15 protein-coding genes are annotated in these 15,726 nt (G+C 43.0%); 9 read left to right on the top strand and 6 right to left on the bottom strand.

Features of this window, described 5'->3' with window-relative positions; translation table 11 throughout:
* Positions 1-152: 152 nt before the first annotated feature.
* From dut to AC4CVD_RS03385, 3 genes are all read right to left on the bottom strand, one after another.
* Entirely contained in the window at positions 153-605 is a 453-nt protein-coding gene (dut, locus tag AC4CVD_RS03395; RefSeq protein ID WP_004694889.1) for a dUTP diphosphatase, read from the bottom strand.
* A gap of 43 nt (positions 606-648) precedes the next feature.
* Entirely contained in the window at positions 649-2,688 is a 2,040-nt protein-coding gene (locus AC4CVD_RS03390) for a UvrD-helicase domain-containing protein (RefSeq protein WP_004694892.1), read from the bottom strand.
* Between the two features lie 126 nt (positions 2,689-2,814).
* Positions 2,815-3,465, bottom strand: a complete 651-nt coding sequence (locus tag AC4CVD_RS03385; RefSeq protein ID WP_078389445.1) for a YiaD family glycine zipper/OmpA-like lipoprotein — start codon at positions 3,463-3,465, stop codon at positions 2,815-2,817.
* Between the two features lie 256 nt (positions 3,466-3,721).
* Here AC4CVD_RS03385 and yihG point away from each other — a divergent pair, with 256 nt between their 5' ends.
* The 6 genes from yihG (at position 3,722) to AC4CVD_RS03355 (ending at position 8,135) form a co-directional block, all read left to right on the top strand.
* Entirely contained in the window at positions 3,722-4,654 is a 933-nt protein-coding gene (gene yihG, locus AC4CVD_RS03380) for a 1-acylglycerol-3-phosphate O-acyltransferase, YihG family (RefSeq protein WP_490752039.1), read from the top strand.
* 10 nt (positions 4,655-4,664) lie between these two features.
* Positions 4,665-5,714 carry a preprotein translocase subunit SecA gene (locus tag AC4CVD_RS03375; protein WP_373863459.1) on the top strand — a complete coding sequence of 350 codons (1,050 nt, stop codon included), beginning with the start codon at positions 4,665-4,667 and terminating at the stop codon, positions 5,712-5,714.
* Positions 5,715-5,837: 123 nt separating this feature from the next.
* Entirely contained in the window at positions 5,838-6,569 is a 732-nt protein-coding gene (minC, locus tag AC4CVD_RS03370) for a septum site-determining protein MinC (protein ID WP_114837467.1), read from the top strand.
* 69 nt (positions 6,570-6,638) lie between these two features.
* Positions 6,639-7,451, top strand: a complete 813-nt coding sequence (minD, locus tag AC4CVD_RS03365) for a septum site-determining protein MinD (RefSeq protein ID WP_039889843.1) — start codon at positions 6,639-6,641, stop codon at positions 7,449-7,451.
* Between the two features lie 2 nt (positions 7,452-7,453).
* Positions 7,454-7,726 (top strand): cell division topological specificity factor MinE, encoded by a 273-nt coding sequence (minE, locus tag AC4CVD_RS03360; protein ID WP_004694905.1) that lies wholly within the window; start codon positions 7,454-7,456, stop codon positions 7,724-7,726.
* Between the two features lie 121 nt (positions 7,727-7,847).
* Positions 7,848-8,135: a PA4642 family protein gene (locus AC4CVD_RS03355; protein ID WP_004694907.1), complete on the top strand. Its 288-nt coding sequence runs from the start codon at positions 7,848-7,850 to the stop codon at positions 8,133-8,135.
* Between the two features lie 64 nt (positions 8,136-8,199).
* On the opposite strand, the gene AC4CVD_RS03350 is transcribed toward AC4CVD_RS03355, so the two are convergent.
* Both AC4CVD_RS03350 and AC4CVD_RS03345 read right to left on the bottom strand, forming a co-directional pair.
* Positions 8,200-9,105 (bottom strand): AEC family transporter, encoded by a 906-nt coding sequence (locus AC4CVD_RS03350; RefSeq protein ID WP_004694909.1) that lies wholly within the window; start codon positions 9,103-9,105, stop codon positions 8,200-8,202.
* A gap of 57 nt (positions 9,106-9,162) precedes the next feature.
* A complete protein-coding gene (locus tag AC4CVD_RS03345; protein ID WP_490752036.1) occupies positions 9,163-12,258 on the bottom strand; it encodes a DNA translocase FtsK in 3,096 nt (1,031 codons plus the stop codon).
* A gap of 296 nt (positions 12,259-12,554) precedes the next feature.
* On the opposite strand from AC4CVD_RS03345, the gene trxB reads away from it, so the two are divergent.
* From trxB to AC4CVD_RS03330, 3 genes are all read left to right on the top strand, one after another.
* A complete protein-coding gene (gene trxB / locus AC4CVD_RS03340) occupies positions 12,555-13,508 on the top strand; it encodes a thioredoxin-disulfide reductase (RefSeq protein ID WP_004694912.1) in 954 nt (317 codons plus the stop codon).
* 87 nt (positions 13,509-13,595) lie between these two features.
* Positions 13,596-14,327 (top strand): leucyl/phenylalanyl-tRNA--protein transferase, encoded by a 732-nt coding sequence (gene aat / locus AC4CVD_RS03335; RefSeq protein ID WP_062034249.1) that lies wholly within the window; start codon positions 13,596-13,598, stop codon positions 14,325-14,327.
* A gap of 21 nt (positions 14,328-14,348) precedes the next feature.
* Positions 14,349-15,164 (top strand): arginyltransferase, encoded by an 816-nt coding sequence (locus tag AC4CVD_RS03330; protein ID WP_004694916.1) that lies wholly within the window; start codon positions 14,349-14,351, stop codon positions 15,162-15,164.
* A gap of 29 nt (positions 15,165-15,193) precedes the next feature.
* Here the strand turns inward: AC4CVD_RS03330 and rimI are convergent, their stop codons facing one another.
* Entirely contained in the window at positions 15,194-15,652 is a 459-nt protein-coding gene (gene rimI, locus AC4CVD_RS03325; RefSeq protein WP_279042840.1) for a ribosomal protein S18-alanine N-acetyltransferase, read from the bottom strand.
* Between the last annotated feature and the right edge of the window lie 74 nt (positions 15,653-15,726).

Here is a 15,726-nt window from a genome sequence, read left to right as displayed (position 1 = left end):
TCCTTGTTGTTATGCTTAACGCTGGGTTTAATTTTACTAAGGATTCAAAAAAGAGTTGTAACTTTTTATGAACTAAAAATGATCATTCAGCATTAAAACAACAAAGCCTCTTTCATGGAGAGGCTTTGTTGTTTTACTTTATCACTGAGAGATTAGTTTTGACCAGTATGTCCGAAACCACCTGCACCACGTTCTGTCGCTTCAAATTCATTTACAATATCGAACTGTGCTTGAATCACAGGTACGAGTACATACTGTGCAAGACGTTCACCTGGCTCTAAACTGAAAGCTGTTTGGCTACGGTTCCAAACCGACACCATCAATTCACCTTGATAGTCCGAATCAATTAAGCCCACCAAGTTACCCAAAACAATGCCGTGCTTATGACCTAGGCCTGAACGCGGTAAAATTAAACCCGCAAAGTGTGGGTCTTCAATATAAATAGATAAGCCCGTTTTGACCAAAACAGTTTGTCCCGGTTCAATGACGGTCGCAGCATCGACACATGCACGAAGGTCTAAGCCTGCTGAACCCGTTGTCGCATAGGTTGGCATTGGCCATTCATTGCCTAAACGTGAATCCAACACTTTAACCTGAACTTTCATTCTCTTTTTCCTAGTACAATAAATTTCTAAAACAAAAAAATATTTAGCGCTTAATCAACGCACGTAAATTGTCTAAATAATGCTGCGCTTGTAATTTCGGATCGACATTGCCCGCCAGTTTCTTTTTACGCCCCAGCCATTCCAACTCATCTTGCGGCAACTCATCCAAGAAGCGACTTGGTGTCATTTGCTTCATTTGACCGCCCGCCTTACGTTGTTCTGCAAGCGTGATGGTTAAACCCTGACGCGCACGAGTGATGCCCACGTACATCAGGCGACGCTCTTCCTCAACTGTATCTGCGGCAATCGAGTTTTTATGCGGCAGTAACTCTTCCTCAAGACCAATCAGATAGACATATGGAAACTCAAGACCTTTGGATGCATGAAGCGTGAGCAGGTTTACTTTGTCAGTGTCTTCTTCTTCTTGCTGCTGCTCTAACATATCCAGCAACACCATTTTACGAATTACACTTTCAATGTTTTTCTCATCAACATCTTCAGCACGGTTAATCAAACTTTGAATACTGCTATACAGCACTTCAATATTATCAAGCTTGGTTTTTTCTTGCGCAGGCGTCGCCGCAGACTCTTTGACATAGTCGATATAACCCGCTTCAACCATCATCTTGCGAATAATCGGTACAGGTTCATCATCCTCAAGCAACTCACGGGTAAAGGTGGTAATGAAGTCTGCAAACTCCGCCAACTGCGTGGTGGCTTTTTTAGGAATCACCATGGTGAGACGTTGATCACCTGCGGCAGAGAGCAAAGACAAATGATTTTCTTGTGCAAACAGCCCCAGCTTTTCTAAAGTCACAGGCCCAATGGCACGTTTAGGTGTATTGATGATCCGTAAAAATGCACTGTCATCTTCAGGGTTAATAATGACGCGCAAATAGCTCATCACGTCTTTGATTTCAGCTCGTCCGAAGAACGACTGACCACCTGATAATTTGTACGGAATCTGCATTTGACGCAGTTGTGTTTCCAATGCACGTGCTTGGAAGTTACCCCGATACAAAATGGCGTAATCCTTCCAATTTTTACCATTCATCAGTTTATGGGTAATTAAGTCTTTCACTACGCGTTCTGACTCATCGTCATCATTGCGGCACGTAATCACTCGAATCACTTCACCATGGCCTTTATCTGACCACAGTTTTTTATCAAAAATATGCGGATTGTTACCAATCACGGTATTGGCCGCTTTTAAAATACGACTGGTCGAACGATAGTTCTGTTCGAGTTTAATCACTTTTAAATTGTGAAAATCTTCATTCAGCAAAGCCATATTTTCAGGCTTGGCACCACGCCATGCGTAGATCGATTGGTCATCATCACCCACCGCAGTGAACTGTCCCATCACCCCGACCAGCAATTTCACCAAAATATACTGTGCGGTGTTGGTGTCTTGATACTCATCGACCAATAAATAGCGAATGCGATTTTGCCAGCGCTCACGGACTTCTGCATTTTCTTGTAAAAGACGCGTCGGCATCACGATCAGGTCATCAAAATCAACCGCATTATAGGCACGTAAATTACGTTCATACAGTTGATACAAGTGCGCAAACTGAACATCTTCTGCTGTTTCACAGGTGGTGTGTGCTTGCTCAGGCGGAATCAGATCGTTTTTCCAATCTGAAATCATCTTCATGGCTTTGGCAATCAGTTCTTTACTTTCCGCACCGGATAAATTGTCACGGTGCATCAAGTCCATCAAAATACGCTTACAGTCGTCCGCATCTAAAATAGAAAAATTATTTTTTAATGGCGTGTGTTTCAGCTCTAAACGCAGCATGTTTAGACCGAAAGTATGGAAGGTCGAAACTGAAAGCCCTTTTGCCTCTTCACGTGACAGCAACTTGGTGACACGTTCTTTCATTTCACGTGCTGCTTTGTTGGTAAACGTCATCGCGGTAATACGATAAGCAGGAATGCCGCAGTGTTTCACCAAGTAGGCAATCTTACGGGTAATCACCGAAGTTTTACCTGAACCAGCCCCTGCAAGTACTAACAAGGGTCCTTGAGTGTATTTCATGGCTTCAAGTTGCTTGTCGTTTAATTGACTTGCCAGTGACATAGTCTTTCCTCTATTTCATTCCGAGCTCGATTATAGTCATCTCCGCTACAGATGCATAATGCAAATTCATATTTTAACAGTCATAAAAAAACCACCCGAAGGTGGTTTTTCAGTCTTCAATAAAAATTATTGAATTGCGTAGATGCTGATTTCTACACGACGGTTTTGCTCACGGCCTTCAGCAGTCGCGTTAGACGCGATTGGGTTTGCTGAACCTTGACCTTGTGCATTAATACGTGTTGTAGAAACACCTTGAGATGCCAAGTAGCTTGCTACAGATTGCGCACGCGCTTGAGACAGAGGAATGTTGATTGAATCATTACCTGTACTGTCTGTATAACCTGTTACAAGAATACCGCTCTTGTTATCTTCAGTTAAGGTTTGCGCAACTTTGTTTAAAGTTGAATAGAAGTTCGGCTTGATGTTTGATTTGTTGGTATCAAAAGTAATGTTACCCGGCATGATTAAGCCTACAGAGCCATCTGGATTACGGTTAACTTCTACACCAGTCCCCGCCATTTGTTGGCGAAGTTTCTTCTCTTTGTTGTCAAGGTAAACACCAGTTGCGCCACCAAGTACAGCACCAATCGCTGCAGCACGGTTATTCTGACGACTCGTGTTTGCGTTTCCTTTAGAAACACCATAACCTGCAGCAGCACCAATTAAGGTCCCTAGAGCAGCTTTATCGTATTCTACACCGCCAATGTTATTACCAGTGCTTTGACAACCTGTAAGAACCATTGCCCCAACGACTGCGGAAATTGCTAGTGCACGCATCGCATGCCTCCTTCTTTGTGTGTTTTGTTTATAGACCGAATATTGTCGTAAAACGATGATCTAGACCATTGATTTTTTGTTAACAATAAAGCCTTTATTTACAATATGTAATAAAAAATTTCCTTTTCAAGGCTTTCTTCGTCACAATTTCTACACAGTTAATGCTTGGTGCTTTTCTATTTGATCATCCCGTACTATATTGAGCTTTAGAAATAGAACGAGTTGCGAAACGCATTATATTTTAGGGTTTATTTTTATGTCATCACCAAACCAAAAACAACCTTTATTAAAAAAAATCACACGTGGTTTAACTGTTGGTTCAGTCATTACAGGCAGTACTTTTTTTCATGGCCCTCCAGTGCTTGCGCTTGGCCTGACCAAACTGTTTAAAAAATCTAAAAAGGTGGATGAGACGAATATTCAAATCACTAACAGTTGGCTGGCTGTGAACAATTATTTAATCGATCATGTCTTGCCCAGCACGAAATGGGATATTTCTGTCGATGATGGTCTTGAGCTGAGTATGCAGGGTCGTTACCTGATGACCTGTAACCACCAAAGTTGGGTCGACACCACGGTTAACCAATATTTTGGTTTAACCCGTATGCCCCTTACCCGCTTCTTTACCAAGTGGGAACTTATTTTTATTCCATTTGTCGGCCAAGCCTTTAAAATTCTAGGCTTCCCGATGATGAAGCGGCATAGTAAAGAACAAATTGCGAAAAATCCTGCGTTGAAAACACGCGATATGGAAGAGGCACGCAAGTCTTGTGAACAACTGCTTAGCCAACCATTCACCCTGTTAAACTATTTGGAAGGCACGCGTTTTACACAAGAAAAACATGCACAGCAGCAATCGCCATATCAAAATTTACTTAAACCGAAAGCGGGTGGCTTGGCCTTAGCCTTAAGTATTTTAGGTAATGACATTGATGCCTTGGTAGATATGACCATTGTCTATCCCGACGGCGCACCTGGCTATAGCGAATTTTGGCTCGGGGAAGTCCCACGGATTGCGGTCAATTTACGTAAAATTGATATTCCTGCATGGGTACTCGCTGGAAACTATGAAGACGATGCAGACTTTCGTGAACAATTCCAACAGTGGGTCGATCAACTTTGGACTGAAAAAGACCAGTTGATTGAAAAAATGAAAGCCAAATACTCAACCTCCAATTTAACCGAGTAAGGGTCTATGCATGATGCAGAATAACCAAGTCAAAAAGTCTAAATATCATCAGGTTGATCCACAAAGTTTGTATTTCAAACTGTTTTTGATCTATGACATTTTTATGGTGTTTCTCATCATTTTTAACTTGTTTTGTTTGTGTGCTAATTTTTTTATCATGAGCAATATCGGTGGATGGTTTTTCCATGCCATTCACCTAGAAAGTGTCTTAAGCTTCTATCGTGAGCATTTGCATCCGTGGGTCATCACCACAGAAGCTTGGTTTATTCTGTTCTTGATTGCTGAATTACTGGTACGTTGGGGTATTGCTATTATTTATAGACACCATCGTCGCTGGTTTTTCTTCCCTTTCATCCATTGGTACGAAATTTTAGCGATTATTCCTCATTTACGCTTTTTAAGGTTATTCCGTGCAGGAGTGATTGCTTTTCGCCTGCATGAATTAGGCTATAACGTCATTCCTCAATCGGTACAAGCTAAGGCCAAATTTTACTACCGCGTGGTGATGGAAGAGCTCTCTGACCGCGTCGTGATTACTGTATTAGATGGGGTGAAGCACGAATTAAATACCAGTTCGACCCATAAAAAAATTATCCATGACCTGGTCGATCATCATCGGGCTTTATTTGCACAAGCATTGGCTGAAATTTTACAAGAATCTCTCGCCACTGAACTGAAACAACGTCAATATTTTATTGCTCAGAATGTCGGTCTGATTGTGAATCGTGCGATTGAAGATACCCCTGAACTGACCCAATTACTGCGTTTGATTCCAATTGTAGGTGGAAGAATTGAGCAACAAATTCAAAGTATCGGACAACGACTCGGTGAAAACATCACACAAGGTTTACTGGAACCGATGGTGGTGGGAAATCCTGCACAGCCCAATGCCACCTATCGCTTGATAGCTGAAAAAGTCAGTGATTTAAAAATCGATAATCAGTCTTTGGAACAGTTGGTTGAGTCTGTGGTCTATGAAAGTTTGGATGCCATTCGCAAGCAAGTTAAGGTGAAACAGTGGTTAGAAGAGCTTGAAAAAGATGATCAAGCCAAAGAATAAGCATTAAGGTAAAAATATTACAAACGCAGCTAGTGCAATCCTTCATTTTGTTCTAGGATTTGCTCTATTTACAACATCACTTCTTTAGTAAAAAATAAATCTGAGAAGTCTTAAGGAAAAATTATGGCTGATATCCGGATAACTGGCAGAATGGTCAATGCGATTCGCATTACCCTTGACACCAATGATCATGATGCAATCCGACAGCAATTAAGTAAAACATTACAAAATGCATCGACTGCTGGGGCGTTAGTTGTTCTGGAAAGTAGCGTTGAGCAAGAGTTAATTTCCTTGATTCAATTATTGCTGGATCTAGATGTACAGCCAATGGCAGTACAAGAAGGAATTTTGGCGGAACAAGCCCGTGCCATTCAATTCCCCGTGATTCCTGCGCAAGGTCATGGTATTAGCTCGCAACTTCAAGAAGTCAAAGCAACCAAAGAGCAAGTGGTTGAAGCCCCAGCTCCGGCTGCGACAGCTTCTACCAATGCACCAGTTGCGGCAGCACCTGTTATTCGTCATGCAACTTCATACCATGACGAAATTTTACGTACGGGTCAGTGCTTGGTGCAAAATCAAGGCGATATCATTATTACCGCAGGCATTAACAGCGGCTCGGAAGTGATTGCTTCAGGAAATATACATATTTATGGTAGTGCTCGTGGTAGAGTCATTGCCGGCGCGGGCGGAAACAGCGCTGCACGTATCTTCTGTCATGCTCTAGAAGCTGAATTGGTTTCAATTGCAGGGACCTATTGTGTTGCAGATGATATTCCAGCGCAGCATTTAAAACGCCCAACACATATTTACTTAAATGATCAACAAGAGCTTGTATTTGAAGCGCTTGAATTTTAATGTATAAATAAACACCAAAAGCCCCAAATGATAAATAAGGGGATTTAAACCATAACAGGAGTGGATTCGGTGGCGAAAATTGTTGTCGTAACATCAGGCAAAGGTGGCGTAGGCAAAACTACGACAAGCGCATCTTTTGCAACAGGTTTAGCCCTACGTGGTCACAAAACTGTTGTGATCGATTTTGACGTAGGTTTACGTAACCTTGATTTGATCATGGGTTGTGAACGCCGCGTTGTGTATGATTTTGTCAATGTATTAAATAACGAAGCTCGATTACAACAAGCGCTTATCCGCGATAAAGATATCGAGAACTTATATATCTTACCTGCGTCGCAAACCCGTGATAAAGATGCCTTAACTGATGAAGGCGTAGCACGTGTCATGGATGAGTTGTCACAAGAGTTTGACTACATTATTTGTGACTCACCCGCAGGTATCGAACGCGGTGCAATTTTAGCAATGTACCATGCCGATGAAGCGATTATTGTGACCAACCCTGAAATTTCATCTGTACGTGACTCTGACCGTATTATTGGTATGCTCGACAGCAAAACCAAAAAAGTTGAAATGAATGAAGGTCGTATTCGTAAACACTTGTGTATCACACGCTTCAACCCTGAACGTGCCGATAAACAAGAAATGTTAACCATTGACGACATTTCTAAAGATATTTTACGTGTGCCAACTTTGGGAGTGATTCCTGAATGTAAGAGTGTTTTACAAGCATCGAACGAAGGTAAACCAGTGATTCTCTTTACTGAAGAATCAGCAGGTCAAGCCTATGATGACCTTGTGGCACGTTTCTTAGGTGACGAACGTCCTTACCGTCATATTACGGTGAAGCCTAAAGGCTGGTTAGCACGACTATTTGGAGCGTAGACATGGCAGGATTTTGGAGTAAGCTTTTTAGTAATGATGAAAAACCGTCTAGTGCTCAAACAGCGAAGGATCGTTTAAAAGTCATCGTAGCGTCTGAAAGTGGTTTAGGTAAACGTCTTAGCCAAGACAAAATCGACCAAATGAAGAAAGAAATCATGCAAGTGGTGAATCGCTATGTTCGCGGTGTAGATGAACAGCACATTCAAATGGCTGTCCGTTCTGAAGCGAATATTGAAATGCTTGAAATGAATATCAATTTGCCTGAAGAACGTTAATCTGATTTTTGATTAGTCAAGCAAATTGAATCAAGGCAGAATATGCGCAGACACAAGAAAGTATTTTCTTTGTCTCCCATATTTTGCCTTTTTTAATGATTAAACCAGCAAGGAGATTGCTATGGCATTATCTCAGCCAGCAACGTTCAATGAAGAATGGTCAGATGAGCGTGTATTTGCCTACTTAACTCAGCTTCCTCCTGAAGGTGTGAATGGCGACTTTCATGTGTTGTACCATGCCTTTAAACACATGCGCCCAAGTGATTATGAGCGACTGCTCACCCAATTTAAAACGGATGGTCGCGACATTAATGCCACCAATCCAGAAGGTCAGCGTATCCATGACGTGATTGCCGCTTATCCACGTCAAGCAGCTCCCTTCTTAGAGGTTTTGGCTAAATTCGCCTAAACCTAGATCTGCTTAATGCGCATGATCTACAAATGCCAGTTCATTCCTAGGAGACTGGCATTTTTTATGACTGTAAAAACCACATCCAAAGTGGAAAAGTCAAACCGAAACACAAAGTTTGCAAACTAATGATTGCTGCCATGAGTTGACTGTCCCCTTGAAAATATTTGGTCAGGACATAGGCAGCCGATGCCGTCGGCAGTGAGAAGAAAACCACCACAATCATGGTTTCAAATGTTGCTAAACCAAATAAAAGACATCCTACATAGGCCAAAATAGGCACCAAGATTAAACGTCCCAAAGTGTTTAAAATTAGCGCTCGGCCAGCATATTTTAACGCATCAAACTGGAGTGCTGCGCCCACACACAAGAGCCCAAGCGGGAGGCTCATCCCTGCTACTAGCTTTAAAGATTGGTTAATGCTCTCGGACAAATGCATACCTGAAAAATTAAAAATGATCCCGACCAGACAGGCGAGAATCAGCGGATTTTTCGCAACCGACCACGCAATATTTTTATAAGATAGTCCCTGCCCTTGAGAAAAACCAAGTACGGACAGTACATTCACCAAAGGAATGACAAAGGCAATAATCATGGCAAAGACTTGCATCCCCTCAGCGCCAAAAATCAAAGCCATACTGGTCAAACCAATATAAGTATTAAAACGAATATGACTCTGTAAATAGACGCCAAATTGCGTCACAGGCGTACTATACAGCGCTTTTAATACCCACAGCACCACACTCATCAGCAAGGTCACAGTAAAGACCACAGCAAGCGCTGGCAGGACTTGCCCGACATTAAAATGAACGGTGGCTAGACTACTGAACAGCAAAACAGGAAATAAAATCCAATAATTCAGTCTTTCAGCACCTTGCCAAAATTCCACCGTTAAAAAGCGATACCGCTTTAATACATACCCCATGGCAATGAGTACTACCAATGGAATTAATGCATCAATAATTTGCATGACTGGATGCCTAAACTGAATGATTAAGAAAAAGCCTGCAATCCGCAGGCTTTCTTTTTAAACTAAAATTTCTCGCTTACCGTTCGCACCTTGCGCACTCACAATCCCATTTTCTTCCATTTGGTCGACAATCCGCGCGGCACGGTTATAGCCCAAACTAAACTTACGTTGTAGCGAGGACACCGAAACCTTGCGTGTTTCCAATACAAAGGATACGCACTGGTCATAAAGTGCATCACGGTTTGGATCGCCATCACCATCTTCAAAGCCACGAGAACTTGGCTCTTCATCAAATGGCGTTAGGATTTCATCAACATAATTTGGCGAGCCACGTTCACGCCAAGCATCACAGATGCGGTTCACTTCATCATCGGCAATAAAGGCACCATGTACACGTTCAGGTTCAATTTTACCCGGGCCTAAGAACAACATATCACCATGACCCAGTAAGTCTTCCGCCCCACCGGCATCCAAAATCGTGCGTGAGTCAATTTTCGAGTTCACACGTAAAGCCACACGTGTTGGAATGTTAGCTTTAATCAGCCCCGTAATTACATCGACCGATGGACGCTGCGTTGCAAGTAACAAATGAATGCCTGCGGCACGTGACTTTTGTGCCAAACGCGTAATCATTTCTTCAGCTTTCTTACCGACCTGCATAATCATATCGGCAAACTCGTCCGCCACAATTACAATCGATGGTAATGGGGTCAAACGTGGTGCGCGCTCACCAGCAACCGAATCACTGGCTTTCCAAGTCGGATCAATCAGCTCTTCACCATTGGCAATCGCTTCTTCCACTTTACGGTTATAGTCCGCTAGCTTACGAATTTTTAAGAAAGACATCAGCTTATAACGGCGTTCCATTTCATTCACACACCAGTTCAAGGCATTGACTGCATCTTTCATGTCCGTGACCACAGGGGTGAGCAAATGTGGAATATCGTTATAGTTAGCGAGCTCTAACTGTTTCGGGTCAATCAAAATTAAACGTAACTCATTCGGCGTATATTTCAACAACATCGATAAAATCATCGAGTTCACTGCCACCGATTTACCTGAACCTGTGGTGCCTGCAACCAGCATATGCGGCGCTTTACCTAAGTCAGCAATGACAGGATTACCTGAAATATCTTTGCCCATTGCCATCGAAAGAATGCTATTCGGATCGGTAAAAGCAGGAATAGTCAACAACTCGATTAAACGCACCATTTCACGTGTGCTATTCGGCACTTCAATCCCGATATACGGTTTACCCGGAATAACTTCAACCACGCGTACAGATGCCATGGACATTGAACGCGCAAGGTCACGGGAAATATTGGTCACTTTAGAGGCTTTCACACCTGGTGCTAAATCCAACTCAAAACGAGTTACCACAGGCCCCGGCTGTGCTTCGACTACTTTAGCCTTGACATTAAATTCTTGTAGCTTAATTTCAAGCAATTCAGATAAACGCGCCAACTGCTCAGCGGTGAAATTGACTTTTTTATTCAGGTCAACTTCATCCAGTAAGTCTAATCCTGGCAGCGGTGATAAATCACGACGACGTTCTGCTACTTGCATGGACAACGACATTGGACGGCCTGATGCATCCGTCAGTGGCGCATCAAAGTCAAACTCTTCTTCGTCTTGCGGTTTTCCAGCGGTGTCCTGCCATGCTTCAATAAATGCTTCTTTGGACAAAACTTCTTTGGTTACAGCCGCTGTAGCACTTGTGCTCACTGTATTATGATGCTGAATGGGTGCTTGTACAAAAGCAGATGACTGCGCATAGCTACTGCTGGTCCGTACATCTGAAGCAGCAACTTTCTGCTCCGACCAATCTTCAGCAAGGAATTCGTCTAAATCATCCAACTCATCGAGCTGTGCTTTTGCAATTCCACTCGGCGCTGGTTGTAATGCAACGGGACTTGCAGCAGCACTTAAAGTTGCAACCTCGGCTACCGCAATTGGATCTTCAACCACATGTAAATGAGACACAGTTTCAGGCGTATTGAAGGGGCTGTGAACATCCGTTGCTGTTTTACCATTGGGTACGGCAGCAAGCAGCTCGTCAAAGATTTCATCATCATCCCAATCAACATTTTTCTTCTGTGCAGGGGCATTGTCTTGGAAATAATGAGGATCAGCAATTGGCGCTGTATGATCTTGAACCACTGCTTGAAAATGTTGTTCTGGGCTAAATGGGCGATCTTCTTCGGCAGCACGAAGTAAAGCATCAATATCATTTTTATGACGTTGATCTTCACCTGAGTTTAATGCACGCCATACTTCCCCTGTCGCTACCACGCGCTGACTGTCTTGTTCTAATTGGTGCGCTTTTTCTATCGTCCGCTCAAGCTCTACTTCATCATCCACATCCACCTGTTGTTCTTGAACACGTTGCTCTTTGGCCACCATGTCATTAAACAAATGCTCTGCTGAATAGTCACGCTGAGGTGCTTTAACTGATGCCTCTTGCACGGCTACTGGTGCCTCGACCAATTCCGTTGCTTCAATACCCTTTTTCGGTGCCGTTGCAATCACTTCTTTTTTGACGCTTGGCGTCGTACGATCAAAGGCAGACTCGCTTTCAGGTACGTTACGGTAAAATAAATCTTGTAAATACGCAGGAGTTGCTTTGAGGGTCGCGAAAGTACGGTTCCATTTGATACCGAAAGCCAAGGTCAATAAGACCACGGTAAACACGACCAAAAATAAGGTTGCACCGTAAATGGTTAAAATCTGCGACAAACTTTGTCCCAGTTCATAACCAATAATGCCGCCAGAGGCATTGTCTAAAGTGTCCGCTGGAACTTTCCAAAACAAGAACAGTAAGCTGGCGGTTGCAAGCAAAATAAAGAATTGTGCAGCATAACGAAATGGGCGGTTTAAAAAACTATGCGGCCACCAGACTTGAATGGCTTCAATGAACAAAAACACAGGAATAAGTAGACTTGCCCAGCCTAAAAAACCGAACAGTAAGTCAGCAATCCACGCCCCAGCAACGCCACTGGCATTCGAGACTTGCAAGGTATCACTTGATATATGCATCCAGCCCGGATCAAATGGGGTATAGGTCACGGTAGCAAGGAACAAATAAATGCCAAACGAGACTAAAAATAATGTCATTAATAAGCGCTGTGCATAAGCACCCGACACCTCAGTCATATACTGTCCTGTAACAAATTCTTCATTAATGTTTTTTGTTCGAAACCTAAAGCAAAAGTTTCACAATAAACGTCATATTATGCACCTCTTCTTTATAAAAAGATGCACTATTCTTAAATGCTTTATGTATAGCGAGCAGATGATTTTTCCACTTTTTCCCGCTCTACACCGCATATTTCTTCTATATAGCTCAAATCGATTTGATTGATCAATAATATCGACATTGAACTCACACAACTGTTATAGAGTTTCACGTATAATTCCACAAATTTCTAAATAAAAAAAGGATTCTACGTATGAGCGCTCGTCACTCACGTTTGATTATTCTCGGTTCAGGCCCTGCGGGTTACAGCGCTGCGGTATATGCTGCGCGTGCCAACTTAAAGCCGACATTGATTGCGGGTATCCAACTCGGTGGTCAGCTAACGACAACGACTGAAGTCGATAACTGGCCGGGTGACCCTGAAGGCTTAACAGGTCCTGCACTGATGGAACGTATGCAAGCGCATGCTGAACGCTTTGGTACTGAAATCATCTACGATCATATCAATGAAGTCGATCTTTCTGTACGTCCATTTGTACTCAAAGGTGACATGGATGAGTTCACTTGTGATGCACTGATTATTGCCACAGGTGCAACCGCTCAGTACTTAGGTCTTGAGTCTGAAGCTGCTTTTATGGGCCAAGGCGTGAGCGCATGTGCAACCTGTGATGGTTTCTTCTACAAAAACCAAAAAGTCATGGTTGTGGGTGGCGGTAATACTGCCGTTGAAGAAGCACTATATTTGTCTAACATTGCATCGCATGTGACTTTGGTTCACCGTCGTGACTCATTGCGTTCTGAAAAGATTCTTCAAGATCATTTATTTGAGAAAGAAAAAGAAGGCAAAATCAGCATCATTTGGAATCACCAAGTGGATGAAGTTTTAGGTGACAACACGGGTGTAACCGCCGTTCGCTTAAAATCAACTCAAGACGAATCTACACAAGATATTGATGTTCAAGGTTTGTTTGTTGCAATTGGCCACAAACCAAACAGCGCAATGTTTGATGGTCAATTGAACTTACGTGATGGCTATATCCAAGTCCAAAGTGGCACATCTGGTAATGCCACTGCTGCTTCTGTTGCAGGTGTATTCGCAGCAGGCGACATTGCTGATAGCGTTTATCGTCAAGCGATCACTTCAGCGGGTTCTGGCTGTATGGCTGCGCTAGATGCAGAAAAGTATTTGGATGCTTTAGGCGAATAATCTAAGCCTTGAAAAAAGACCGCCTTCCATAGGCGGTTTTTTTATGTATGATCTTAAAGTCATTTTTTATCATGTATACACACTACTATGCAGCAGTTACCGCCTTCTGAGTATATCTTTCCCGATCCGCTTGAAGTTGACCCTGAGGGTGAAGGCTTAATTTGTATCGGTGCAGACCTCTCCCCTTCTACCCTGTTTGAAGCCTACACCCATGGTTTATTTCCATGGTTCTCAACAGGCGAGCCCATTTGCTGGTGGTGCCCCGAGCCACGTTGCATCATACGTCCGCAGGATTATCAGCCCAGTAAAACTCTCCTTCGGAGCATGAAAAAGCAAGATTATCGCATCACCATCAATCAAGCTTTTGAACGGGTGATCCGTGCCTGCTCACTACCACGCAGCTACGCTGATGACACGTGGATCAGCGAAGACATTATAGATGGCTACTGCGCAATGTTTGATGCAGGTTATGGCTATAGTGTTGAAGTATGGGATCAAACACGCTTGGTTGGTGGACTATATGGCATCAGCATTGGACACGGCTGTTTTGGGGAGTCCATGTTCAGTACCGAAACGGATGTCTCAAAAATGGCCTTTTATACGCTGATGTTGATTGGACGTGAAAATAAGCTGCCTTGGATCGACTGCCAATTGGTCAATGATCATCTGTTAAGCCTCGGTGCTTGTACACTTTCTCGGCAAACCTATTTAAAATCGTTACAAGATGTTGTAAATCAACCCGCTATCGATTGGAAAATGTATCAGGAGGGTGTATTTTCAAGTAAAACAATAGCGCAAAATGCGCGACTGACCGAATAAAGAATAATAGAGGGATTTATCATGAATTCGTATCACCCGAAGTCCCTACTGAATGATTTACAGTATTACATCACGCCACCGCATGACTGCAGCTATCTAGAAAAAAAGTCAGCCCGGATGGTATTTCTCGATCCAGCACATCGTATTGATGTCGTCACGCTGTCCGAACTTTCTCGGGTGGGTTTTCGCCGGAGTGGTGATTTTGTCTACCGCCCAGAGTGTCATCTGTGTCGACAGTGCTTGTCGAGCCGCGTACCTGTACGCGAATTTAAGATGAACAGCAGTCAAAAAAAAGCATGGAAACGCAATCAAGATCTGACTTTAAAAATTACCCGCACTGCGGATGCCACCAAAAAACATTATGACTTATATGAGCGTTATATCTTTAAACGCCATGCCGATGGAGACATGTTCCCACCTAGCCGCGATCAATTTGATAAATTCCTCGTGCATAGCTGTACCGAGAGCTTTTTCTTAGAGCTGTGGAAAGAAGACCAACTCATCTGTGTTTCGACCTGCGACCCTTTAGATGATGGCTTATCTGCGGTTTATACTTTTTTTGATCCCGATGAAAACAAACGCTCACTCGGCACTTTCGCCATTTTAAAACAAATCGAGCTAGCAAAAGCACGCGCTTTGCAGTTTGTGTATTTGGGCTATTGGGTACCACACTCAGAAAAAATGAACTACAAATCGCAGTATTTACCGCTAGAGTTACTGATTGATGGTCAGTGGCGCAGACTCAATCACAGCCTGAGCAGCGAGGAAGTGCAGCAACTGGGAAACTCCTTAATGACCACCCTACCTTCGGGGTGGAATAACGCCATTATTAAATAATGGCGTTATACAGAAGCTTAACTGTTCTCTCATTTAAACAACTCGGAAAAGTCATCACTACATGATTTCACCATGATAATTGCATGCTCACGACCACCATCTGGTTTAGGATAATAGTTTTTACGCAAATCAATTTGATGAAAACCGGACTTTTCATACAAGGCAATGGCCGCCTGATTGCTCTCACGGACTTCTAAGAACACTTGTATTGGGTTGTTTTTGAGTTGTGCCAGTGATGCATCTAATAGCTGGTAACCCAACCCTTTGCCTTGCTGGCTTGGATGAATGGCCATCAACAATAAATTGGCCTCATCAAGAACGGGTTGGAGGATACAAAAGCCTACGACCTGCCCTGCCTGTTCAATCACGGTACTGTGATAAGACTGCATGGACTCTTGGAACTGTTTTAGGCTCCAAGGATGGGTTTGAACTAAATTTTCAATCTGCGCAACTTGGCTTAAGTCCGCAGCTTGCATTAAACGAATCATCTTCGTTTATCTTTCTAAAATGTGGAGGTCACAGTATAAAAAATTTGTGCTAAAAACCGAACAAAAAAAAGAGT

The sequence above is a fragment of the Acinetobacter sp. LipI_23 genome, assembly GCF_058243045.1.
The sequence above is the reverse complement of the archived record's forward strand: the minus strand, read 5'-3'. Positions and strand labels throughout refer to the sequence as shown.